Origin of the sequence: Streptomyces olivochromogenes (genome assembly GCF_021538895.1) — a bacterium.
GTDB lineage: Bacteria > Actinomycetota > Actinomycetes > Streptomycetales > Streptomycetaceae > Streptomyces > Streptomyces olivochromogenes_A.
In genome coordinates, this window is sequence record NZ_JADDRL010000074.1 from 26,048 (window position 1) to 48,154 (window position 22,107).

Here is a 22,107-nt window from a genome sequence, read left to right on the forward strand (position 1 = left end):
GGGTGCTCCTCGGCTGGGAAGTGGCGGGATGGTCCGGGGCGGCTTCACAGCCACGCGTAACGGGTGACGTCCTTGCCCGCGTAGTCGGGGTCCAGGTAGATGAAGGCCCGCTGGACGAGGAAGTCGCGCACCTCGAAGACGCCGCACCAGCGTCCGGCACCCCACTCGGGCGTGCCCACCCGCCACGGGCCGTCACGGTGCTCTCCGTGCGTGGTGCCCTCCACCGCGAGCAGGTCGGTCCCGGTGGCGATCCAGTTGAAGGACCACACATGGTGCTCGATCGACTTGATGGTCGTGCCGAGGTCGCCGAACATCCTGGCTATCTCGGCCTTTCCGCGGGCCAGTCCCCACTTCGGAAAGAAGAAGTCGGCGTCCTCGGCGAAGAAGTCGAGGACGGGGGTCCCGTCGGCGCCGACTCCGCCGTTGTCGAAGGCCTTGAAGTACGCGGTGATGACCGCCTTTCGCTGTTCGTCCGTCATAGGAGCCGGTGCCACGGTCATGTGACGACCTCCGAAGGTGCCGGGAATCTGCGGAAGGGACGTCGCCCGCACTCGACGGCGGCGGGGCCGCCCGGGGGCGGTGCCCACCGTCGCAAGGTGGGCTTGGCGCGGGCTTGACGTCCTTCTGCTCCCTCGCTTGCACCGAGGGCGATCGCCCGTCCGTACCGGGGTCAGTTGCCCGTCATGGCGAGCAGCGCGGGCGCGTAGCGCTCTCCCCGTACGGGTACGGCGGCGGCCTCCTCCACCGCGGCCAGGTCCGCCTCGTCGAGCCGGACCGCGGCGGCGGACAGGTTCTCGGCCAGGTGGGCAGGGTCGCCTGTGCCCGGGATGGGGACGACGTCGGCGCCGCGGTGGTGCAGCCAGGCCAGGGCGAGTTGCGCCAGGGACAGGCCGAGCCGGTCGGCGACCGGGCGCAGCCGGCGCGGCAGCGAGGCGTTCTGCGCCAGGCTCTCGGCGCTGAACCGCGGCTGACCGCGCCGGAAGTCCTCGGCGGCCAGGTCGTCGGTGCCGCGGATCCGGCCGGTCAGGAAGCCGCGGCCCAGCGGGGCGTACGCGACGATGCCGATGCCCAGCTCGCGGCAGGCCGGTACCACCTCGGCCTCGATCTCCCGCGACCACAGGCTCCACTCGCTCTCCACCGCGGTCACCGGGTGCACCGCGTCCGCCCGGCGCAGCGTCGTCGCGGACGGTTCGGACAGTCCGAAGTACCGGACCTTGCCCTCCCGTACCAGCTCGGCCACCGCGCCGGCGGTCTCCTCCACCGGGACCGCCGGGTCGATCCAGTGCTGGTAGTACAGGTCGATGTGGTCCACGCCCAGGCGGCGCAGCGAGCGCTCGCAGGCCGCGCGCACATACGCGGGTTCACCGCACAACCCCTGGAACGCGCCGTCGGCCGACCGCACCATGCCGAACTTGCTGGCGATCACGGCCTCGGCCCGGCGGCCCGCGAGCGCCCTGCCGAGCAACTCCTCGCCCGCGCCCAGGCCCTGGACGTCCGCGGTGTCCAGCAGGGTGACCCCGGCGTCCAGGGCGGCGCGGATCGTGGCGATCGACCGGGCCGGGTCGGGGCGGCCGTAGAAGGCCGTGGTCGGCAGACAGCCCAGCCCCTGGGCGCTGACCCGCAGATCGCGCAGCCGACGGACCGGGGGACGTAAGGACGAGGGCATGACGAAACCTCCAGCGAAGGACGGAAGCCGAGAACCGGCGAAGGACGAAGGACGGGGGAACAAGCGGACAGCGCGCGGCAAGCGGGCGGCGCGCGGCATGCGGAAGGCACGGATCAAGGGGCCGCGCGCATCCGTCCCGCAGCACAGTAGGCACCCCCGCCCGTCGTCCACAACGGCGCCCTTCCCCGTGGTTTGACGACTCGCTGGCACACGGCCCGGCACCCGGGCGCGGTCGCGTCCGGCCCCTGCAAGTGGGACGTCCACAGCCGTGCAAGACACGCTCCGCACAGTGGGCATCGCGTGCCGACCGGCCCGTTCCGGCGGTGCGCCGGCCCGGGGCAGCACAATCGCCCCGGCGCCGACGCCCCCACATCCGTACGCAACAAGGAGTTGTCATGTCGCGCGTGTCCGTAACCCCTGGAACCTCCGACAACAACCCGACGACCGCCCACGCACTGCTCCAGCGCCTGCGGGACCACGGGGTGGGGACGGTCTTCGGAGTGGTCGGCCGGGAAGCCGCCTCGATCCTCTTCGACGAGGTGGAGGGAATCGACTTCGTGCTGACCCGGCACGAGTTCACCGCCGGGGTCGCCGCCGACGTACTGGCCCGGATCAGCGGCCGGCCGCAGGCCTGCTGGGCCACGCTCGGCCCCGGCATGACGAACCTCTCCACCGGTGTCGCCACCTCGGTCCTGGACCGCTCGCCGGTCATCGCGCTGGCCGCCCAGTCCGAGTCGCACGACATCTTCCCGAACGACACCCACCAGTGCCTGGACTCGGTCGCGGTGATGCGCCCGATGACCAAGTACGCGGTCGAGCTGCAGCGCCCCGACGACATCACCGACCTGGTGGACTCCGCGGTCGCCGCCGCGATGACGGAGCCGGTCGGCCCGAGCTTCATCTCCCTTCCGGTCGACCTGCTCGGCAGCGCCTGCGAGGCCGCGGCGAACCGCCCCGCGGCGATCACCCCCGAGAAGCCGGTCGGCGCGGTCGCGGACGGCTGGCAGGCCGCGGCCCAGCAGTCGGCCGAGCTGCTCGCGGCGGCCGAGCACCCGGTGCTGGTGGTCGGCGCCGCGGCGATCCGCTCCGGTGCGGTGGACGCGATCCGCGCCCTGGCCGAGCGGCTGAGCATCCCGGTCATCACGACGTACATCGCCAAGGGCGTGCTGCCGCAGGGCCACCCGCTCAACTACGGCGCGGTCACCGGCTACATGGACGGCATCCTGTCCTTCCCCGCGCTGGAGACCCTCTTCGGTCCCGCCGACCTGATCCTCACCGTCGGCTACGACTACGCCGAGGACCTGCGCCCGTCGATGTGGCAGCGCGGCGGCGAGAAGAAGACCGTCCGCGTCTCGCCGACGGTCAACCCGATCCCGCGGGTCTACCGGCCGGACGTGGACGTGGTCACCGACGTCCTCGCCTTCGTCGAGTACCTGGACACCCACACCGCCGAACTCGCGCCGAAGACCCCGCACGACGTCACCGCGCTGCGCGAGCGGGTCGCCCACTTCCTCTCCGACCCGGAGCAGTACGCGGACGGCATGCGGGTCCACCAGGTCATCGACTGCATGAACACGGTGATGGCCGAGACCGCCGAGGAGGGCGAGGGCACCATCGTCTCCGACATCGGCTTCTTCCGGCACTACGGCGTCCTGTTCGCCCGCGCCGACCAGCCGTTCGGCTTCCTGACCTCGGCCGGCTGCTCCAGCTTCGGCTACGGCATCCCCGCGGCGATGGGCGCCCAGATGGCCCGCCCGGGACAGCCCACCTTCCTCATCGCGGGCGACGGCGGCTTCCACTCCAACAGCGCCGACCTGGAGACCATCGCCCGGCTCAACCTGCCCATCGTCACCGTGGTGGTCAACAACGACACCAACGGGCTGATCGAGCTGTACCAGAACCTCGGCCACCACCGCTCCTTCGACCCGGCGGTGAAGTTCACCGGCGTCGACTTCACGGAACTGGCCCGCGCCAACGGCGTGGAGGCGGTCCGCGCCGCCGACCGCGAGGAACTGCTCGCCGCGCTGCGCAAGGGCGCCGGCCTCGGCCGTCCCTACCTCATCGAGGTGCCGGTGAACTACGACTTCCAGGCCGGCGGCTTCGGGGCGCTGAGCATCTGACATGACCCACACGCTGCCTGCGGCCACGGGATTCCTGGCCGCCGTCCACCAGGACGGGAGCCAGGTCCCGCGGCCCGTCTTCGCGACGCTCGGGGCCCTCGCCGACGCACGGGAGGAACACGGGGGACACACGCTGCACACCAGCCTGCTGCACTCCGGGGCGCCGGACGGCGCCCGGGCCCGGGCGGGGGGCGTGGCCGTGGTGCTCGCCGGAGAGCTGTACAACCGGGCCGAGCTCTGGTCCCTGCTGCCCCCGGGCACCGAACCCGCCGGTGACGCCGAGCTCGTCCTCGCCCTCTTCGACCGCTACGACCTGCACGCGTTCCGGCTGCTCAACGGACGCTTCGCCGCGCTGGTGCACACCGGGGGGCGGGTCCTGCTCGCCACCGACCACGCCGGTTCGGTGCCGCTCTACGCGAGTGCCGCACCGGGCCGGGTGCTGGCCGCCACCGAGGCCAAGGCGCTGCGCACCGCGCCCGCCGGGCGGCCGCTGCCCGCCGCCCGCCCGGTCCGCCGGCTGCCCGGGGTCCACCAGGTCCCGGCCGGGACGGTACTGGACCTCGCGCTCGGCAGCGGGACCGGCACCGCCCACCGCACCTGGGCGCCGGTCCTGTCCCGGCGGATCCTGCCGGAGAGCGAGGCCGTGGAGACGGTCCGGCGGAGCCTGGAGCACGCGATCCGCGTCCGCCTGGGCGCCCAGGCGCCGCTGGTGGTGCTGTCCGGCGGCATCGACTCCTCCAGCGTCGCGGCCCTGGCCGACCGCCTGACCAGCGGCCGCGTCGACACCGTGTCGATGGGCACCGACGAGGCCGACGAGTTCCCGCAGGCGCGGATCGTCGCCGAGCACCTCGGCACCGCGCACCGCGAGATCACCGTCCCCACCGCCGAGTTGCTGCGCCGTCTGCCGCACGCGGTCTGGGCGGCGGAGTCCCTGGACCCGGACATCATCGAGTACCTGCTCCCGCTGACCGCCCTGTACCTGAGGCTGGACGGCCCCGGCCGGCGCATCCTCACCGGGTACGGGGCCGACATCCCGCTGGGCGGCATGCACCGCGAGGACCGGCTGCCGGCCCTGGACACCGCCCTCGCCCACGACATGGAGACCTTCGACGGCCTCAACGAGATGTCGCCGGTGCTCTCCGGCGTGGCCGGCCACTGGTCCACCCACCCCTACTGGGACCGCGACGTGCTGGACGTCCTCGTCTGCCTGGAGGCCGGGCTGAAGCGCCGCTACGGGCAGGACAAGTGGGTGCTGCGGGCCGCCATGGGCGACCTGCTGCCGGCCCAGACCGTCATCCGCCCCAAGCTCGGGGTGCACGAAGGGTCGGGAACCACCTCGTCGTTCAGCCGGCTGCTCGCCGCCGCCGGGGTGTCCGAAGGACGCGTGCACCAGGCCAAACGCCTGGTCGTCCAGGAGCTGTTCGACCTCGTGGTGGCGGCCGGCCGGCACCCCGACGACGTCGACACCGAGCGGACGGTGCACCAGGTCGTCGACCGTCTGGAGCGCACCGCGCAGCCCGCCTAGTGACGATCCGTCACCCCGCTCACACCCAAGGAGCCACCAGGCGTGGAACGCATCGACATCAACGTCTCCCCCCGCTACGCGCAGATACCCACCTTCATGCGCCTGCCGCACGACCCCGCGCCGCGCGGGCGGGACGTCGTGGTCATCGGCGCCCCGTACGACGGCGGCACCAGCTACCGGCCCGGGGCGCGCTTCGGCCCCCGTGCCATCCGCAACGAGTCCGGGCTCATCCACGGCATGGGCATCGACCGCGGACCGGGCACCTTCGACCTGATCAGCTGCGTCGACGCGGGCGACATCGACCTGACCCCGTTCAACATGCACATCGCGATGGACACCGCCGAGCGGCGCCTGACCGAACTGCTCGCCGACAACGCCGCGTTCCTCATGCTCGGCGGCGACCACTCGCTGACCCTGGCCGCGCTGCGGGCCGTGTCCCGCGAGCACGGGCCGCTGGCCGTGCTGCACCTGGACGCCCACAGCGACACCAACCCCGCCTTCTACGGCGGTGAGTACCACCACGGCACACCCTTCCGGCACGCCATCGAGGAGAAGCTGGTCGATCCGCAGCGCATGGTGCAGATCGGCATCCGGGGGCACAACCCGAAGCCCGAATCGCTGGACTACGCCCGCGGACACGGCGTACGCATCGTCACCTCCGACGAGTTCGCCGACCTCGGCAGCGAGGCCACCGCCCGGCTGGTCCGGGACATCGTCGGCGACGCACCGGTCTACGTGTCGGTGGACGTCGACGTCGTGGACCCCGCCTTCGCCCCCGGCACCGGGACGCCGGCCCCCGGCGGACCCACCTCCCGGGAGGTGCTGGCACTGCTGCGCGGCGTCGGGGACCTGCGCCCGGTCGGGTTCGACGTCATGGAGGTCTCGCCGCTCTACGACCACGGCGGCATCACGTCGATCCTGGCCACCGAAATCGGCGCGGAACTCCTCTACCAGTACGCCCGCGCCCGGCAGCACGCCGAGAAACAGGCCCCGGACGACGCCCGGGGCCCCGCCCAAGACCAGGCCCAAGACCACGCCCGAGACCACGTCGACGAAAGGACATCCTCGTGACAGTCGTGGACTGCACCCAGTACGCCGGTGAACTGCGCGAGCTCAGCGCGCGGTTGCCACAGATCCCGCGCGCGGACCTGTACGCCTTCCTGGACTCCGCGGGCACGGCGGCCACCGCCCTCCCGGGTCCCCTGGCGAGCGCGCTGGACACCTTCAACGCCGAGGGCAGCCAGGACGGTCACCTGCTGCTGCGCGGTCTGCCGGTGGAGGACGACGCGGCCTTGCCGCCCACCCCGAGCAGCACCCCGGCGCCCGCGGACCGCCCGCTGCTGACCATGGAGGGCATGCTCGGCCTCGTCGGCCGCCGCCTGGGCCTGCACACCGGCTACCAGGAGCTGCGCTCGGCCACCGTCTACCACGACGTGTACCCCTCCCCGAACGCGCACCACCTCTCCTCCGAGACCTCCGAGACGCTGCTGGAGTTCCACACGGAGATGGCCTACCACCTTTTGCAGCCCAACTACGTGATGCTGGCCTGCTCCCGCGCCGACCACGAACACCGCGCGGCCACCCTGGTCGCCTCGGTCCGCAAGGCGCTGCCGCTGCTCACGGCCGAGGTGCGCGAACGGCTCTTCGACCGGAAGATGCCCTGCTGCGTGGACGTCGCCTTCCGCGGCGGCGACCCGGACCCGGGTGCCATCGCCCGGGTCAAGCCCCTGTACGGAGATCCGCGGGACCCCTTCCTCGGCTACGACCGCGAACTGCTCAGCCCGAAGGACCCCGACGACGTGGAGGCGGTCGCCGCGCTGTCGAAGGCGCTGGACGAGGTGACCGAGGCGGTGTACCTGACGCCGGGTGACCTGCTGATCGTCGACAACTTCCGTACCACGCACGCCCGTACGCCCTTCACCCCGCGCTGGGACGGCCACGACCGGTGGCTGCACCGCGTCTACATCCGCACCGAGCGGGGCGAGCAGCTCTCCGGCGGCGAGCGGGCCGGCGACGTGGTCGCCTTCACCCCGCGCGCCTGAGCCGCGGCACCGCTCCCGGAGCCGGGCGCGCGAGGGGAGTGGCCGTATCCCCTCGCCGCCCGGCTCCGCGCGCTTGTCACCGCCACGGAACGTGGTATGGATCAACGGGACCGCGCCTCGGCGCACCCCGACACTCGGCACCCCGGGAGACGAACCAGCATGACGGACACGGAAGCCTACGAACCGAGGGGCTTCGCGGTACACACCGCGCCGGTGGGCCTGTTGGACGACGGACGAGACGACTTCACCGTCCTGCTCTCCACCGTCCCGGCCACGGTGAGCGCGGTCTTCACCCGGTCCCGCTTCGCGGGACCCAGCGTGGTGCTCAGCCGCGCCGCCGCTGCGGACCACAGCGCGCGGGGAGTGGTGGTGCTGGCCCGCAACGCCAACGTCGCCACCGGCGCGGAGGGCGAGCGCAACGCCCGCGAGGTGCGCGCCGCGGTGGCGCAGGCGGCCACCCTGCCGGAAGAGCAACTGCTCATCGCCTCCACCGGCGTGATCGGCCGTCAGTACCCGATGCCCGCCCTCCGCGACCACCTGAAGACGCTGACCGTGCCGGGGCCCGAGGGCGGCTTCGAGCGGGCGGCCCGGGCCATCATGACCACCGACACCCGGCCCAAGCTGGCCCGGCGGCGGATCGGCGACGCGGTCCTGGTCGGCATCGCCAAGGGCGTCGGGATGATGGAGCCCGACATGGCCACCCTGCTGACCTTCTTCGCCACCGACGCCCGGCTGGACCCGACGGAGCAGGACCGGGTCTTCCGCCGGGTGATGGACCGGACCTTCAACGCGGTCAGCATCGACACCGACACCTCCACCAGCGACACGGCGGCGCTGTTCGCCAACGGCCTGGCCGGCGAGGTGGATCCGGCCGACTTCGAGGAGGCGCTGTACGAGGTGGCGCTGGAGCTGGTGAAGGAGATCGCCCGGGACGGCGAGGGCGCCGGCCGGCTCATCGAGGTCCGCGTCACCGGGGCCCGGGACGACGCGCAGGCCAAGCGGGTCGGCAAGGCCGTCGTCAACTCGCCGCTGGTCAAGACCGCGGTGCACGGCGGCGACCCCAACTGGGGCCGGGTGGCCATGGCGATCGGCAAGTGCTCCGACGACACGGACATCGAGCAGGAGCGGGTGGTCATCCGCTTCGGCGAGACGGCCGTCTACCCGCCCGGGGCGTCGGACGCGCGGAGCGAGGACGAGGTGCGGGCCGCCGTGGCCGCCGAGATGGCCGGCGCCGAGGTGGTCATCGGCGTCGATCTCGGCATCGCGAACGGCGCGTTCACCGTGTACGGCTGCGACCTGACCGAGGGCTACGTCCGGCTGAACGCCGACTACTCGACCTGAGCGCGGCGCGGGACACGACGACGACAAAGGCGACGAAGACGACGGAGGCGGACGGTGCGACCGGCACCGTCCGCCTCCTTGTCGACCGGGGTGGGCTCAGGCTCGGCCCACGGCGGCGTCCGCCGTCCGGCGGGCCAGCAGCCGTCGCAGCGCCCCGCCGACGAAGTCCCGGTCGGCGGCGTCCGCGCCGGCTCCGGCCAGATGGCCCCACACGCCCGGGATCACCTCCAGGGCGGCGCGCGGCAGCAGGCTCGCGGCCCGCTCCTCGTCCGCCACCGGGAAGCACTGGTCCAGCGCACCCGGCAGCAGGACGGCCTCGGCCGTGACAGAGGCGAGCGCGGCTTCGGCGCTGCCGCCGAAGCCGGGGGTCGCGCCCACGTCGGAGTGTTCCCAGGTGCGCACCATGGTCAGCAGATCCTCGGTGGCCGGGCCGCCGACGAAGAACTGCTCCCAGAATCCGGCGAGATAGCCCTCCCGCAAGTCGAATCCCAGGTCCTGGTAGGCCTGGCGGGCCCAGAAGGGGTGCGAGGCCCCCCAACCGGCGAAGACCCGCCCGGCGGCCCGCTTCCCGCGCTCCGCGCCGCCGTCGGCGGTGAGCGCGGCGGCCAGCCCGGACAGGAAGACCCGGTTGTGCTCGCTGGTCACCGCGGAGCCGCAGACCGGGGCGATCCGGCGGACCGTCCGCGGGTGCGACACCGCCCACTGGTAGGTGTGCGCCGCGCCCATGGACCAGCCGGTGACCAGGGCCAGTTCCCGCACGCCCAGGTGCTCGGTGAGCAGCCGGTACTGGGCGGCCACGTTGTCCTGCGGCGTGATCAGCGGGAAGTCCGCCCCCGAGGGGTGGTTGCTGGGCGAGCTGGACACGCCGTTGCCGAACAGTCCGGCGACGATGACGCAGTACCGTTCGGTGTCCAGCGGCAGGCCGTCCCCGATCAGCCAGTCGTAGCCGGTGTGGTCGCCGCCGAAGAAGGACGGGCACAGCACGGCGTTCGCGCCGTCCGCGTCCAGCTTCCCGTGCACGGCGTAGCCGATCCTGGCGTGATCGAGGATCCCGCCGCCGAGCAGCGGCAGTTCGGCGATCTCGAAGATGCGGTGATCCACCGCGAGCCTCCTTCGGTGGCTTTCGATCAGAGCCAGTTGGGGGCGATCTCGGTGGCCCAGAGCTCCAGGCTGCGCAGCATCACGTCGTGCGGGATCAGGCCGGAGTACTGGCACTGCAGCAGGTACTCGGGGTCGTGCGTCTTCACCAGCTTCTCTATCTTGCGGTTGATGTCGTCCGGGGTGCCGACCCACTCCAGGCCCCGCTCGACCAGCGTCCCGTAGTCCGAACCGATGGGGCCGGTCTCGCCGACGTTGCGCAGCGCCTCGGTGAAGCCCATCGGGCCGAACCAGTTCTCGAAGATGAAGCCGCCGCCGCGCGACGCCCAGTGGTGGGCCTCGTCGGCGTCCCGGGCCACCAGCACGTCCTTCATCACGCCGATCCGCTCGCCGCGCCGCAGCGTGCCGTGCCCGGCGGCCTCGGCCTCCTCCCGGTAGAGGTCCATCAGACGGCCGACGATCCGGTCGTCGGTGTTCATCAGGATCGGCACGACACCCTCGCGGGCGCAGAACCGGAAGGTGTCCTCGCTGAAGCTGAACGGCTGGAACACCGGGGGATGGGGCCGCTGGTACGGCTTGGGGGCGATGCCGACCTCCTGGACCACGCCGTTCTCGTCCACCCCGCGGCCGTACTTCCGCACCGCCTCGTAGGGGAATTCGAGGTCCTTCACCGGGATCGTCCACTGGTTCCCGGAGTGCGAGAAGGTCTCCGTCGTCCACGCCTTCTTGAGGATCTCCCAGTGCTCCTCGAAGAGCGCGCGGTTGCGCCGGTCGTTGTCGCTCGCGTCGGAGAGCGCGCCGCCCACCCCGTACACCTGGCCCATGACCTCGGCCCAGCGCTTCTGGAAGCCCCGCGCGATGCCGACGAAGGTGCGGCCGCGGGTCATGTGGTCCAGCATCGCCAGGTCCTCGGCGAGCCGCAGCGGGTTGTGGAAGGGCAGGATGTTGGCCATCTGTCCGACCCGGATGTGCTTGGTCTGCATGGCCAGGTACAGGCCCAGCATGATCGGGTTGTTGGAGACCTCGAAGCCCTCGACGTGGAAGTGGTGCTCGGTGAACGACAGGCCCCAGTAGCCGAGTTCGTCGGCGGCCTGGGCCTGGCGGGTGAGCTGCCAGAGCATGTTTTGGTAGTTCTGCGGGTTGACGCCCGACATGCCGCGGAGGATCTGGTCGTGGCTGCCGGCGGTGGGCAGGTAGAAGAGGATGGACTTCACCGTGGTCCTTTCGGTCGCAGCGCCGACGCGAGTCGTGGGCGGACGGCGACCCGACGGTGTCACCGGGCTCTTGGCATCCGTTTGACGTGCCGCCTGACCGCTTGACGTGCCGCCTGTCCGCCGGGCCCGGCCGGCTCGCCCCGTCGGGCCGCGCGGCCCCGGAGGCGGCAGCGGGACGTCCAGCGGGCGCCAAGCCGCCGTGGCGACCCTGGGAACGAGCCCCAGCCGCTGCGAAGGAGCCCGCCTTGACCTCAGCAATCTCCCGAGCGTCCGGTGCCGTCGGCGCCGCGCTCGCCGACGCGGACCGCGCCACGCTCATCCACCCGACCCTGCCCGCGCACCGCACCGACCGGACCCTGCTGGTCTCCGGCTCCGGCAGCCGGGTGCGCGACGCCGACGGCCGGGAGTACCTCGACGCCTCGGCCGTGCTCGGGGTGACCCAGGTGGGCCACGGGCGCGCCGAACTCGCCCGCGCCGCGGCCGAGCAGATGACCCGGCTGGAGTACTTCCACACCTGGGGGACTCTCAGCAACGACCGCGCGGTGGAACTGGCCGCGCGGCTGTCCGTACTGGCCCCGGAGCCGCTGCGCCGGGTCTACTTCACCAGCGGCGGCGCCGAGGGCAACGAGATCGCGCTGCGCATGGCCCGCCTCTACCACCACCGCCGCGGCGAGCCCGGACGGACCGCGATCCTCTCCCGCCGGATGGCCTACCACGGCATCGGCTACGGCAGCGGCGGCGTCTCCGGATTCCCCGTCTACCACGACGGGTTCGGACCCTCGCTGCCCGACGTCCACTTCCTCACCCCGCCGCACCCCTACCGCCAGGAGTTGTTCTCCGGCGCCGACGTGAGCGACTTCTGCCTGGCCGAACTGCGCGAGACCATCGAGCGGATCGGCCCGGAGCGGATCGCCGCGATGATCGGCGAGCCCGTCATGGGCGGCGGCGGCGCGGTGGTGCCGCCCGCCGACTACTGGCCGCGCGTCGCCGAACTCCTGCGCTCCTACGGCATCCTGCTGATCTCCGACGAGGTGGTCACGGCCTACGGGCGCACCGGGCACTGGTTCGCCGCCGAGCACTTCGGCGTCGTTCCCGACATCATGGTCACGGCCAAGGGCCTCACCTCCGGGTACATCCCGCACGGTGCCGTCCTGACCACCGACGAGATCGCCGCCGGGGTGACCGGCGACCAGGGCTTCCCCGTCGGCTACACCTATACCGGGCACCCGACGGCCTGCGCCGTGGCGCTCGCCAACCTGGACATCATCGAGCGCGAGGGACTGCCGGCCAACGCCGCCGCGGTCGGCGACCACCTGGGGCGGCGGCTCGCCGAACTGGCCGAGCTGCCCGTCGTCGGGGAGGTGCGCCGGCTGGGCCTGATGCTGGCCGTGGAGCTGACGTCCGACCGGGCGAGCCGCCGGCCGCTGCCGAAGGGCACCGTCGAGGTCTCCGACGCGCTGCGCGAACAGGCCGGCATCATTCTGCGCACCAACCCGTACGCCCTGGTGATCAACCCGCCGCTCGTCTTCACCCGCGAGGAGGCGGACGAACTCGCCGACGGGCTGCGGTCGGTGCTCGGTCGGACCGGTCCGGACGGGCACGTGCGCTGACCGCCCGGGACGGACCGTCGGCCCGGGCGGCGGGACGTCAAATGCTCTGCAAGCGGGTGCCAAGCCCGGCGGGACAGGCTGGCGCGGGCCGTCCCGCCGGCCGCGCGCCTGCCGGGAGCCCCGTCCACACAGCCCGCACCGTTGGAGACCGCCATGCCCCAGCGCCCGAAACTCGTCCTCGTCGGACAGTTGTCCACGCTCCCCTTCGTGTTCGAGGCCGCCGAGCGCGCCGGTGTCGACCTGATCCTCGTGCCCCGCGGGGACGACACGGAGGAGTCCGCCCGGCGTGCCCGCGCGGTGGTGGAGGTGCTGCCCCTGGACATCGACGGGGACCCGGAGGCGGCGCTGGCCGCGCTCGTCGAGCGCCACGGGCGCGGACCCTTCGGCGGGATCATGGCGGGCAACGAGAAGGTCGTGCCGTGGGTGGCGCGCGCCGCGCGCAGGCTCGGGCTGCCCGGACTGTCCGAGGAGGCGGCCGCGGTCGTGCGCGACAAGCGCAGCATGCGGCGGCGGCTGCGGGACGCGGGCCTGGGCGCGCCGGGCTTCGTCGAACTGGACCGCCGGGACAGCTGGACGAGCGCGCTGACCCTGCAGTTCCCCGTGGTGGTCAAGCCGGCGAACGGCTTCTCCAGCCTCGGCGTGATCCGCGTCGACGACAAGGACCGGCTGGAGCGGGAGGTCGCCCGCACCTGGGACCTCGTCGAGACCCATCTGCGCCAGGGGGACGAACCGGCCGGGGAGGTCGGCATCCTGGCCGAGGAGTACCTGGACGGACCCGAGATCTCCGCGGAGTCCCTGGTCCACCGGGGCCGGGTGCGGATCGGCGCCATCAGCTGGAAGGGAGAGCTGACGGGGCCGTACTTCGAGGAGTCCACCCTGCGGGCCCCCGCCCGGCTGCCCGCCGAGATCCTGGCCGCCGTCGAGGCCGAAGTGATCGGCGCGCACCACGCGTTCGGCATCACCGAGGGCACCACCCACACCGAACTGCGCCTGGTCGGCGGGGTGCGCCCGGTGGTGCTGGAGATGGGCGCGCGCATCGGCGGCGGGGGCTTCATGCACCACATCGTCCACGTCGGCGGCGGAGTCGACCTGGCCGCCGAGGCGCTGCGCATCCATCTCGGCCAGGAACCCGACTGCTGGAGCCGGGAGCCGGAGCCCGACGGCCGGGTGGCGGCCTCCTACCTGGTGCCGGTCGGCAGCGGCGGACGGATCGTCCGGGTGCACGGCCTGGACGAGGTGGAGGCGGACCCGCGGGTGGACTACGTGGTGCGCACCGTCGGACCCGGCGACGTGCTGCGCCCCTACCCGGACTGGTCCGGGTACCCGGCCATCGTGCTCTCCCAGCACGCGTCGGACGCCGAGGCCGTGGAGTTCCGCGACCACCTCGCCCGGACGCTGCACGTCGAGTACGAGGAGCGGAACTGAGCACGCACGGCACGGCGCGACGCGGCTCGGACCGGCTCACGAAGGCGCTGCGCGGCGCCGTGGGCGGCCTGCCGCGCCCGTACTGGTGGCTGTGGGCCGGGACGCTCATCACCTCGGCCGGCGGCTTCGTGCTGCCGTTCCTGGCGATCTACCTGACCCGCGAGCTCGGCTACTCGGTCTCCTTCACCGGGCTGACGCTCGCCGTGTTCGGCATCGGCAGCGGGATCGCCTCGCTGCTCGGCGGGATCCTCGCGGACCGGCTCGGCCGCCGGGTGGTCCTGCTGTCCAGCGAGGTCCTGACCGTGACCGGCATGGTGGGGCTCGGCGTGGCGCACACCAAGGCCCTCGTGCTGGCGGGCGCCCTGGTGGTGGGCGTGGGCCTCAACGCCACCCGGCCGGCCCGGGCCGCGGCCGTCGCCGACCTGGTGGACCGGGCCGACCTGCCGCGCGCCTACTCGCTGATCTACTGGGCCACCAACCTGGGGTTCTCCGCCGCCGCCGTGACCGCGGGCACGGCGGCCGAGCACGGCTTCCTGACGCTGTTCGTGGTCAACGCGCTGGCCAACCTCGTCGCCGGGATCATGGTCTACCGGTGGGTGCCGGAGACCCGGCCCGAGGCTGCCGGCGGGGAGGTGGGGTCCACCGCCCGGCCGAACGGGTCCGTCCACCGTGACCGGCCGTTCCTGGTGCTGCTGGGCTCGGTGCTGCTGCTCGGGCTGGTGTTCCAACAGCCGTTGGTGGCACTGCCGTTGACGATGACGGCCGACGGGCTGTCCCCGGCGGACTACGGCACGGCCATGATGATGAACGGGCTGGTCATCGCCGTGTTCCAGCTGCCGCTGAGCCGACTGGCGGGGCGGATACGGCCCGAGTTCGCGCTCGGCGCGGCCACGGTGGCCGCCGGGATCGGCATGGGGCTGACCCCGGTCGTGCACTCCCTGCCGGGGTACGCCGGGACCGTCGTGCTGTGGAGCCTGGGCGAGATCGTGGTCTGGCCCACCTGCATGGCTCTGGTGGCCGCCGTGGCGCCACCCGACGGCCAGGGCGGCTATCAGGGCTGGTTCCTGTCGGTGTGGAGCCTGTCCGTGGCCCTCGCGCCGCTGCTCAGCGGGCAGTTGATGCAGGTGTCCGGCACGGCCGCCGTCTGGGTGGCCTGTCTGGGCCTGTCGCTCGTGGCCGCCGCGGCCCATCTGCTGCTGGCCCGGCTGCGCCGGGCGGAGCGCTCCCCCGAGGAGTCCGAGAGCGCCGACGCGTCCGTGACCTGACCGATGGCCGCAGGCGCCGCGCACCTCACCGGACGGACGTTCCCCCGTTGCTACGTCCGGCCCCTCTAGCGCAGTACCGGCGACGCGCCGGCGGTCGATGGGTCGGTCGGTGATCCGCTGGTGTGTTCCCCGAGGAGTGCGGCGTACGGCCACTGCGGCCGCGCGTAGGCGTGTTCGCCGCGCTTCTCGATCTCCTCGGCGGCGCACCGGAGGGCCAGTTGGGCCTCGTCGGCGCGACCCACGTGCCGCAGGGCGTCGCCCAGCAGGCCGAGGTGCAGGGTGCGGCGCAGCAGGGTCCGGTGCTGGGCGGCCTCGCACAGGGCGCGGCGGATCCGGTTCAGTCCGGTCTCGGTCGTGCCCTGGTGGACCTCCGCCCAGCCGAGCGGGACGGCCAGCATGCGGTGCCAGTAGGCGAGTTGGCAGCGGGCCGCGAGGTCCACGCCCGCCCGGCCGGCCCGCCAGGCACCCTCCACATCACCTTCGGACACGGCGATCAGGGCGTCCACGTACCGGGCGAAGGCCCGGTCCCATGGCCGGTCGTAGCGGTCGGACTGGGTCAGCTGCAGCAGCTCCGCACGGTAGTGCTGTGCCTGGTCGCGATCGTCGTTGATCCAGTGGGTGAGCGCCAGATAGGCCCGGTAGTCGATGCGTTGGTCGTTGAGCAGCGCGCTCGACCGCGACGGCCCGTCCGAGGCGCCCAGCAGACCGTCGATGATGTCCATGCCCCGGTTGAGCGTGGCGAGCGCCTCCTGGGCGCGGCCGCTCACGTGCAGGGTGACCCCCTCGGTGTAGCAGGCCGCCGCCCTGGCCTCCTGACCGCCGCCGTGCTCGGCCAGCTCGTAGAGCAGTCCGCCGGTCTCGGCCGCCAGGGCGTACTCGCCGGCGGCGAGCGCCATGATGGCCCGGGTGTGCATCAGCTCGGTGGGCTGAGTGTTGTCGACGGCCCGCTCCAGCAGCTGGGCCTGTCCGAAGGCGTCCGCCACCCGCGGCGAGCTGTAGCCCTCCAGCTGGGCCCGCAGCCACATCATGCGTTTACGCAGGTGGAGCTCGACTGCCAACGTTGTCTCGTCCCGGGGCAGTTCGGCGATGACGGACGCGGCGTCCTCCAGGCGGTGCAGGGCCTGGGCATGGAAGAAGCGTTCCTGTGCCCGGTTCGCGAGAGCGACCAGGGGACGCACGCCCACGTGCGCGCCGAGCACCCGGGCGGATTCGAGACAGTGGCGGCGGATCTGCGCGGTGTCGTTCTCCGGGCGGAACTGCGCGGCCAGCACGTCGGCGACGTCCCGGTGCCACTGGGCGCGGGTGAGCGGCTGCGCGTCCTCGACCAGGAGCTCGCGCACCAGACCGTGGGTGAAGGACAGCTGGTTCTCGGCGGTGGGATCGGTGCGCAACAGGCCGGTCTGCAAGGCGTCGTTGACGAGGGTCTGGGGCAGCCCGCGCGCGGACAGCACCTCGGCGAGCAGCGGCCGGCGGACCTCCGTGCCGATCACCGCGCACAGGGTGAGCACTTCGCGGGTGTCCGGCGAACAGGTGCTCAGCCGCTCGTGCAGCACCTCGCGCACCTCGAAGGGGATCGCCCGCTGCTCCCCGTACCCGCTGGTCGTCTGCGCGGACAGCAGGCTGAGGAGCAGGAACGGATTGCCGTTGGAGGCGTGCTGCAGCTCGCGCGCCTCCTCGGGCGAGGGCGTCACCCCACGGACCGAGGCGATCAACTCCCGGCTCTCGCCGCGCGTGAGCCCCTTCAGCCGGAGCGTGCGGGCGGTGCTCTCCTGGAGGATGCGCCCCACCATCCGCCGCATCGCCGCGTCCTTCGCCAGCTCGTGGTCGCGCAGGGTGGCCAGCACGAGGACCGGGGCGTGGCAGATCTGCTTGGCCAGCACGTGGAGCACCTCCAGCGCGGGCACGTCGGCGGCGTGCAGGTCCTCCAGGATCAGGACCAGCGGCGCCTCGTCCGCGGCCGAGAGCACGGCCTGACAGATCCGTATCTGGTGGGCGAAGTGCTGCTCGGGCGTCCACGCGGCACGGGCCGTCGCATCGGCGGGGGTCAGCGCGCGCCCGCCGTCCCCGGAACCCACCTGCCGGAGCACCTGTTCCCACGTCCAGTAGGGCGGGGTGGACGGGGCGTAGATGGAGTAGGAGCGCACCACCCGGGCCTCGGCCGGTACGAGGCAGCGCGTCACCTTGCGCAGCAGCTGGGTCTTGCCGATGCCCTGCTCGCCGAAGACCAGCACGACGTGGCCGCTGCCGCCGCGGATCTCCTCCATGAGGCCCGCCAGCCGCTCCAGTTCCGCGCCGCGGCCCACGAGCCGGAAGCTCTGCGGCTCGCCCGACGGCACGGGCGCCGACGGCGGGTTCGGGGCCGGGGGAGGCGGGGTCACGGCGGTCTCGGGCGCAGGAGGCGTGGGGACTTCGGCATCCGCCACCGGCGACGCCGCGAGTTCCTGCCTGAGGATCTCGCCGTGCAGCATCTGCAGCTCCCGGCTGAGGTCGACGCCGAGTTCCTCGGCCACGGCCGTGCGCATGCGCTCGTACGTCTGCAGGGCCTCCGCGGGCTGCCCGGAGTGGTACTGCGCCCTCATCAGCCGCCCGCCCAACCGCTCCAGCGCGGGATTGAGCCGGAGCTCCTCACCGAGTCGGACCGCCACCTCCTCGTAGGCTCCCGTCCCCAGGCACGCCTGCGCCCATACGTCGAGCGCACGCAGGCGTACCTGCTCCAGCCGGTCCGCCTCCATGACCGCGAACTCGTACTCGTAGAGCTCGCCCATGGGCTTGCCGTTCCATAACTCCAGGGCGGACCAGGCGAGGGCGCGGGCGGCCGTCAGATCGCCGGACTTGAGCGCCTCGCGGCAGTCCCGGACCTGCGCCTCGAATACCGCGGCGTCGACCAACTGCGGGTCGGCGTCCAGGAGATACCCGTTGAGACGGTGGACGAGCTGAACGGACCGGTCATGGCGCCGGAGCAGTTTGCGCAGGCGGGAGACGTAGGCCTGGAGCGTCCCCATGACCCGGCGGGGCGGATCGGCCCCCCAGATCGCGGTGATGATCGTGGGGAGGGGAACCACCCGGCCCACATGGATCAGGAGTATGGCGAGCAGGGCACGCTGCCTGGGCGGGCCGAGATCGACGGGTATGTCGTCGTGGCTCACGCTCAAGGGGCCGAGCGTTTCGAAGCGGAGGCCAGCAGCACGAAGTTGATCGTTCATCATGTCACCCGAACTTGAGTGGTACCTGTTTTCTGCACGGCGATCCACATCCTTCTCACAGATGTATCGACCTATGCGGCCGGGACGGGGGCTCCGAAAGGGCGGTGGCGCGATCGATGTCGGCCGGTGCTCCACTGCCGGTGGTCTGTACCACAACATCCCCACAGCTGGTGCCCTGCGCCGTTGTCCGTGCCCCTGGCATGGGCGTCCACATACTTGTCCCCCCGGACATTGACGCGAACGGCACGGGTGCCCGAGTTCTCCTCTGCCCCGAAGTCTGTCCGTGAAGTCCCCTTCGCTGCCCTTCCGTTCCCGACACCACCGGCCCCCCGGCCGGGCGTCGATGACCCCTTGGACATGCTCCTCTGCCACATCGGCTGGACGAAGTCCTCGACTGTCGATCCCCTTCGGTCCGAGTACCGGTCGACCCCGCCATGCTCGCGGCCGGCGATCAGCGCCCGATCAACATCCGATAGACGGTCGGCCCGCCGACCCGGGGCGCACCGTCACGGGCCCGGCGCCGGAAGCCGCCGGAGGCCGCCGCGCAGGGTCTCGGCGTCGGCGTGGCCCAGCCGTTCGAGGATCGTCAGGGCCGCCGTCCATTCGGCGCGGGCGGCGCCCGGACGGCCCATGCTCACGTACGTGTCGCCGAGCCGGCGCAGGGTCCCCGCCTCGGCGATCGGAAGGCAGCCGGTCTGCCGGTAGCCGGCGAGGGCCTTGCGGAAGCTCGCGACGGCCTCGTCGTACTGCCCGAGGTGGTGGTGGGCGGAGCCGATGCTGTTCCAGATGTGCCACACGCCGTAGCCGAGGCCGCGTTCCTCGTGCAGGGCCAGTGCCTGCCGGCAGTGGTCGAGTGCCTCCTGGTGCTGTCCGAGCAGGCCGTGGATCCAGCCGAGCGCGTTGAGCGCCCCGGCCGTCGCCCTGCTGCCCCGCTCGTCGTCGGATCCGGGGTCTTCGGGGTCGTGGACGGCGCGGCGGATCGCGAGCGACCGCTGCGCGGCGCCGAGCGCGGATTCCAGATCGCCCTGGCACTCCGCCACCCAGCACAGCACGTGGTGGCTCTCCGCGCAGGCCCTCAAGTCGCCGGACGCGGTGAAGAGTTCCACCGACCGTTCGATGTGCGCCCGCGCCTCGTCGACGCGGCCCAGCGTCGTCAGGGCCTTGGCGAGACCGGAGTGGGCGTGGGCCCGCGCGATCGGGTCGCCCAGGCGCCGCGCCGCGTCCAGGGCCGTGAGGTGGACGGCCTCGGCGTCCCGCCACAGACCGCTCCGGTTCAGATGGATGTCCAGGGCCCAGGCGAGCTGCCAGGCGTGGACGTCGAAGCCGTGGGCCGCGGCCCGCTCGACGGCCGCGCGCAGCACCGACTGCTCGGCGGCGAACCAGGCCACCGCCTTCGCCGAGTCACCGGCGAACTCCTCGGCGCACACCCCCGCCGCCGCGGGCGCGAGGGGGATCAGGGCCCGTTCGGGGGAGTGCAGGGCGACCGCCGCCCGAGCGCTGTGCAGATAGTGGTCGAGCGCACGGCGGAGCGTGGCGTGGTGCTCGGCGGGCGGTTCCGTGGTGCGGGCGAGCTCGGAGCCGTAGGCGCGCAGCAGGTCGTGCGAGCCGTAGCGGCCCGCGACGGGTTCGTCCACGAGGTGGGCCCGCAGGAGTTCGGCGAGCAACTGGCGCGTGTCGGCAGGGGGGAGCCCGATCAGACTCGCGGCGGCCGGCAGCGAGGTGTCCGGGCCGGGATGCAGCGAGAGCAGCCGGAAGAGGCGGGCGGCGGCGGGCGTCAGATCGTGGTACGACGACGAGAGCACGGCGCGCACGTCGGCGGCGGCGTCGGGCTCGGCGTCGTCGAACGCGTCCAGGCTGCCCTGGCTGTCGCGGAGTTCGGCCGCGAGGGTCGCCAGCGGGAAGGTGCACCGGGCGGCCGCGCGGGCCGATGCCACCGCCAGGGCCAGCGGCAGCCGCGCGCAGCGCTCGACGATCTCCCGGACCGCCGCCGGTTCGGCGGCCACCCTCTCGTGGCCGAGGCGGCGGGCGAGGAAGGCATGGGCCTCGTCCACCGACAGCACGTCGAGGCGGAGGGGGTGGGCGCCCTCCATGGCGATCAGGCCGGAGAGCAGGTTGCGGCTGGTGATGATCGCCAGACACCCGGGCGCCGAGGGCAGCAGCGGCCGTACCTGCTGGGCGTCGCGGGCGTCGTCCAGCAGGATCAGCACCCGCCGGTCGGCGAGCAGGGTGCGGTAGAGGGCCGACAGGGCGTCCACGTCGTGCGGCAGGCTGTGCTGGGCGACGCCGAGCGACCGCAGTACGGTGCGCAACGCGTGCTCGGGCCCGACCGGCAGGCCGGATGGGTCGAACCCGCGCAAATTGACGTGGAGTTGACCGTCGGGGAAGCGGGCGGCGACCTGCCGGGCCCAGTGCACGGCGAAGGTCGTCTTGCCGACCCCGGCCATGCCGCTGATCGTCACCGTGACGGGCGGCTCGTCGGCCCGCGGGAGCACCTCGTCCGCCAGGGCCAGTTGATCACGGCGGCCCACGAACACCGCCAGCGCGCCCGGAAGTTGCGCGGGGACGGGCAGCGGGGGAGCGGACGGGGCGGTGCACGCCGGGATCCGCTCGGCGGCGCCGGGGCGCGGGGCCACCAGGAGCCCGGCGTCGGCGCGCAGGATGCGCTCGTGCATGCGCTGGAGTCCGGGGCCGGGGTCGATGCCCAGTTCCTCGGCGAGCAGTGTCCGCACCTCGCGGTACGTCGCCAGGGCGGCGGACTGCCGGCCGCACCGGTACAGCGCCAGCATCAGCAACTCGCGGAAGCGTTCGTCCAACGGATGCTCGGCGACCAGCCAGGCCAGCTCCGTGGCCGCCTCCTCGTGGCGACCCAGGTCGAGCGTGGCCGTCAGCAGGTGCTCCAGGGCGGACAGCCGCAGTTTGCCGAGCCGCTCGCGCTGGGCCTGCGCGTACTCGCCCCGGATGTCGGCGAGCGCGGTGCCCCGCCACAGCGCGAGCGCCTCCCGGAGCCGCAGCGCCGTTTTGTCGGCGTCCCCCGCGCCGCGGGCCCGGTCCGCCCGGGCGAGCAGGTCCCGGAAGGCGACCAGATCCAACTCCTCCCGCACGACGGGCACCTGATAGCCGTTGCCCGCGGAGCGGATCACGGACGGGCCCAGCAGCTTCCGCAGCCGATGCACGTACGTCCGGATGGAACCCACCGCCGAGGCGGGCGGCTCGCCTCCCCACAGGGCGTCGACCAGTTCGTGGCCCTGCACCGGGGCACCCTCCGCCAGCAGCAGCACCGCCAGCAGGGCGCGCTGCTGCGGCGGCCCGAGATCCACCTCGGCCCCCTCGCGCCACGCGCCGACCGGCCCCAGCACCGCGAACCGCCACTGCTCCCGCACTCTGTTCTCTCCCCGGCCGTGGCTCACGGCTGAACTCCTCCGGCCCTTGCGGGGAGGTACTGAAGCCGTCCTGGACCGCCATTCGAGCGTGGGGGAGACGCCCCGGCAATCCGGCGCTCCGAACCGACGGGCATGTCGTCAGGCCGTCGTGCGGTCCTGAACCCGTCGGTTCGGGTCGCCGCTACTCGGTGCCGAGACCGGCGTCGTCGACCTGCTTC

The 22,107-nt window shown here is 72.9% G+C and carries 14 protein-coding genes; 8 read left to right on the top strand and 6 right to left on the bottom strand.

Translation table 11 applies throughout. The annotated features are described in order from the left end of the window. Positions 1–44: 44 nt before the first annotated feature. A complete protein-coding gene (locus tag IPZ69_RS30950; protein ID WP_235457956.1) occupies positions 45–500 on the bottom strand; it encodes a nuclear transport factor 2 family protein in 456 nt (151 codons plus the stop codon). Positions 501–670: 170 nt separating this feature from the next. After that, on the bottom strand, positions 671–1,666 hold the full coding sequence (locus IPZ69_RS30955; RefSeq protein WP_235457957.1) for an aldo/keto reductase: 996 nt from the start codon (positions 1,664–1,666) through the stop codon (positions 671–673). Positions 1,667–2,061: 395 nt separating this feature from the next. Here IPZ69_RS30955 and IPZ69_RS30960 point away from each other — a divergent pair, with 395 nt between their 5' ends. The 5 genes from IPZ69_RS30960 (at position 2,062) to argJ (ending at position 8,694) form a co-directional block, all read left to right on the top strand. Then, positions 2,062–3,786: a thiamine pyrophosphate-binding protein gene (locus IPZ69_RS30960; protein ID WP_235457958.1), complete on the top strand. Its 1,725-nt coding sequence runs from the start codon at positions 2,062–2,064 to the stop codon at positions 3,784–3,786. Position 3,787: 1 nt separating this feature from the next. Further along, the gene (locus IPZ69_RS30965) at positions 3,788–5,311 is read left to right on the top strand and encodes an asparagine synthase-related protein (protein ID WP_235457959.1); all 1,524 of its coding nucleotides are present in this window, start codon (positions 3,788–3,790) and stop codon (positions 5,309–5,311) included. A gap of 42 nt (positions 5,312–5,353) precedes the next feature. After that, positions 5,354–6,382: an agmatinase gene (gene speB / locus IPZ69_RS30970; protein WP_235457960.1), complete on the top strand. Its 1,029-nt coding sequence runs from the start codon at positions 5,354–5,356 to the stop codon at positions 6,380–6,382. Then, positions 6,379–7,353, top strand: a complete 975-nt coding sequence (gene cs1 / locus IPZ69_RS30975; protein WP_235457961.1) for a clavaminate synthase Cs1 — start codon at positions 6,379–6,381, stop codon at positions 7,351–7,353. Before speB ends, cs1 begins: the two co-directional genes overlap by 4 nt. Positions 7,354–7,512: 159 nt before the next feature. Continuing rightward, positions 7,513–8,694 (top strand): bifunctional glutamate N-acetyltransferase/amino-acid acetyltransferase ArgJ, encoded by a 1,182-nt coding sequence (gene argJ / locus IPZ69_RS30980; protein ID WP_235457962.1) that lies wholly within the window; start codon positions 7,513–7,515, stop codon positions 8,692–8,694. 96 nt (positions 8,695–8,790) lie between these two features. On the opposite strand, the gene IPZ69_RS30985 is transcribed toward argJ, so the two are convergent. Then, entirely contained in the window at positions 8,791–9,795 is a 1,005-nt protein-coding gene (locus tag IPZ69_RS30985) for an alpha/beta fold hydrolase (RefSeq protein ID WP_235457963.1), read from the bottom strand. A 26-nt stretch (positions 9,796–9,821) separates the two neighbouring features. Continuing rightward, positions 9,822–11,006, bottom strand: coding sequence for an LLM class flavin-dependent oxidoreductase (locus IPZ69_RS30990; RefSeq protein ID WP_235457964.1), 1,185 nt, complete (start codon positions 11,004–11,006; stop codon positions 9,822–9,824). 245 nt (positions 11,007–11,251) lie between these two features. On the opposite strand from IPZ69_RS30990, the gene IPZ69_RS30995 reads away from it, so the two are divergent. The 3 genes from IPZ69_RS30995 (at position 11,252) to IPZ69_RS31005 (ending at position 15,306) form a co-directional block, all read left to right on the top strand. Next, the gene (locus IPZ69_RS30995; protein WP_235457965.1) at positions 11,252–12,616 is read left to right on the top strand and encodes an aminotransferase family protein; all 1,365 of its coding nucleotides are present in this window, start codon (positions 11,252–11,254) and stop codon (positions 12,614–12,616) included. 153 nt (positions 12,617–12,769) lie between these two features. After that, positions 12,770–14,041, top strand: coding sequence for an ATP-grasp domain-containing protein (locus IPZ69_RS31000; protein WP_235457966.1), 1,272 nt, complete (start codon positions 12,770–12,772; stop codon positions 14,039–14,041). A gap of 59 nt (positions 14,042–14,100) precedes the next feature. Then, positions 14,101–15,306 carry an MDR family MFS transporter gene (locus tag IPZ69_RS31005; RefSeq protein ID WP_235457967.1) on the top strand — a complete coding sequence of 402 codons (1,206 nt, stop codon included), beginning with the start codon at positions 14,101–14,103 and terminating at the stop codon, positions 15,304–15,306. A 65-nt stretch (positions 15,307–15,371) separates the two neighbouring features. On the opposite strand, the gene IPZ69_RS31010 is transcribed toward IPZ69_RS31005, so the two are convergent. Together IPZ69_RS31010 and IPZ69_RS31015 are read right to left on the bottom strand one after the other, a co-directional pair. Further along, a complete protein-coding gene (locus tag IPZ69_RS31010) occupies positions 15,372–18,452 on the bottom strand; it encodes a BTAD domain-containing putative transcriptional regulator (protein ID WP_235457971.1) in 3,081 nt (1,026 codons plus the stop codon). 563 nt (positions 18,453–19,015) lie between these two features. Continuing rightward, positions 19,016–21,916: an AfsR/SARP family transcriptional regulator gene (locus IPZ69_RS31015; protein ID WP_235457968.1), complete on the bottom strand. Its 2,901-nt coding sequence runs from the start codon at positions 21,914–21,916 to the stop codon at positions 19,016–19,018. Positions 21,917–22,107: the final 191 nt, after the last annotated feature.

What these genes read in the sequence shown, in the direction of transcription:
- IPZ69_RS30950 (WP_235457956.1), bottom strand. Translation starts at nt 500, where the DNA reads ATGACCGTGGCACCGGCTCCTATGACGGACGAACAGCGAAAGGCGGTC.
- IPZ69_RS30955 (WP_235457957.1), bottom strand. Translation starts at nt 1,666, where the DNA reads ATGCCCTCGTCCTTACGTCCCCCGGTCCGTCGGCTGCGCGATCTGCGG.
- argJ (WP_235457962.1), top strand. Translation starts at nt 7,513, where the DNA reads ATGACGGACACGGAAGCCTACGAACCGAGGGGCTTCGCGGTACACACC.
- IPZ69_RS30960 (WP_235457958.1), top strand. Translation starts at nt 2,062, where the DNA reads ATGTCGCGCGTGTCCGTAACCCCTGGAACCTCCGACAACAACCCGACG.
- IPZ69_RS30965 (WP_235457959.1), top strand. Translation starts at nt 3,788, where the DNA reads ATGACCCACACGCTGCCTGCGGCCACGGGATTCCTGGCCGCCGTCCAC.
- IPZ69_RS31000 (WP_235457966.1), top strand. Translation starts at nt 12,770, where the DNA reads ATGCCCCAGCGCCCGAAACTCGTCCTCGTCGGACAGTTGTCCACGCTC.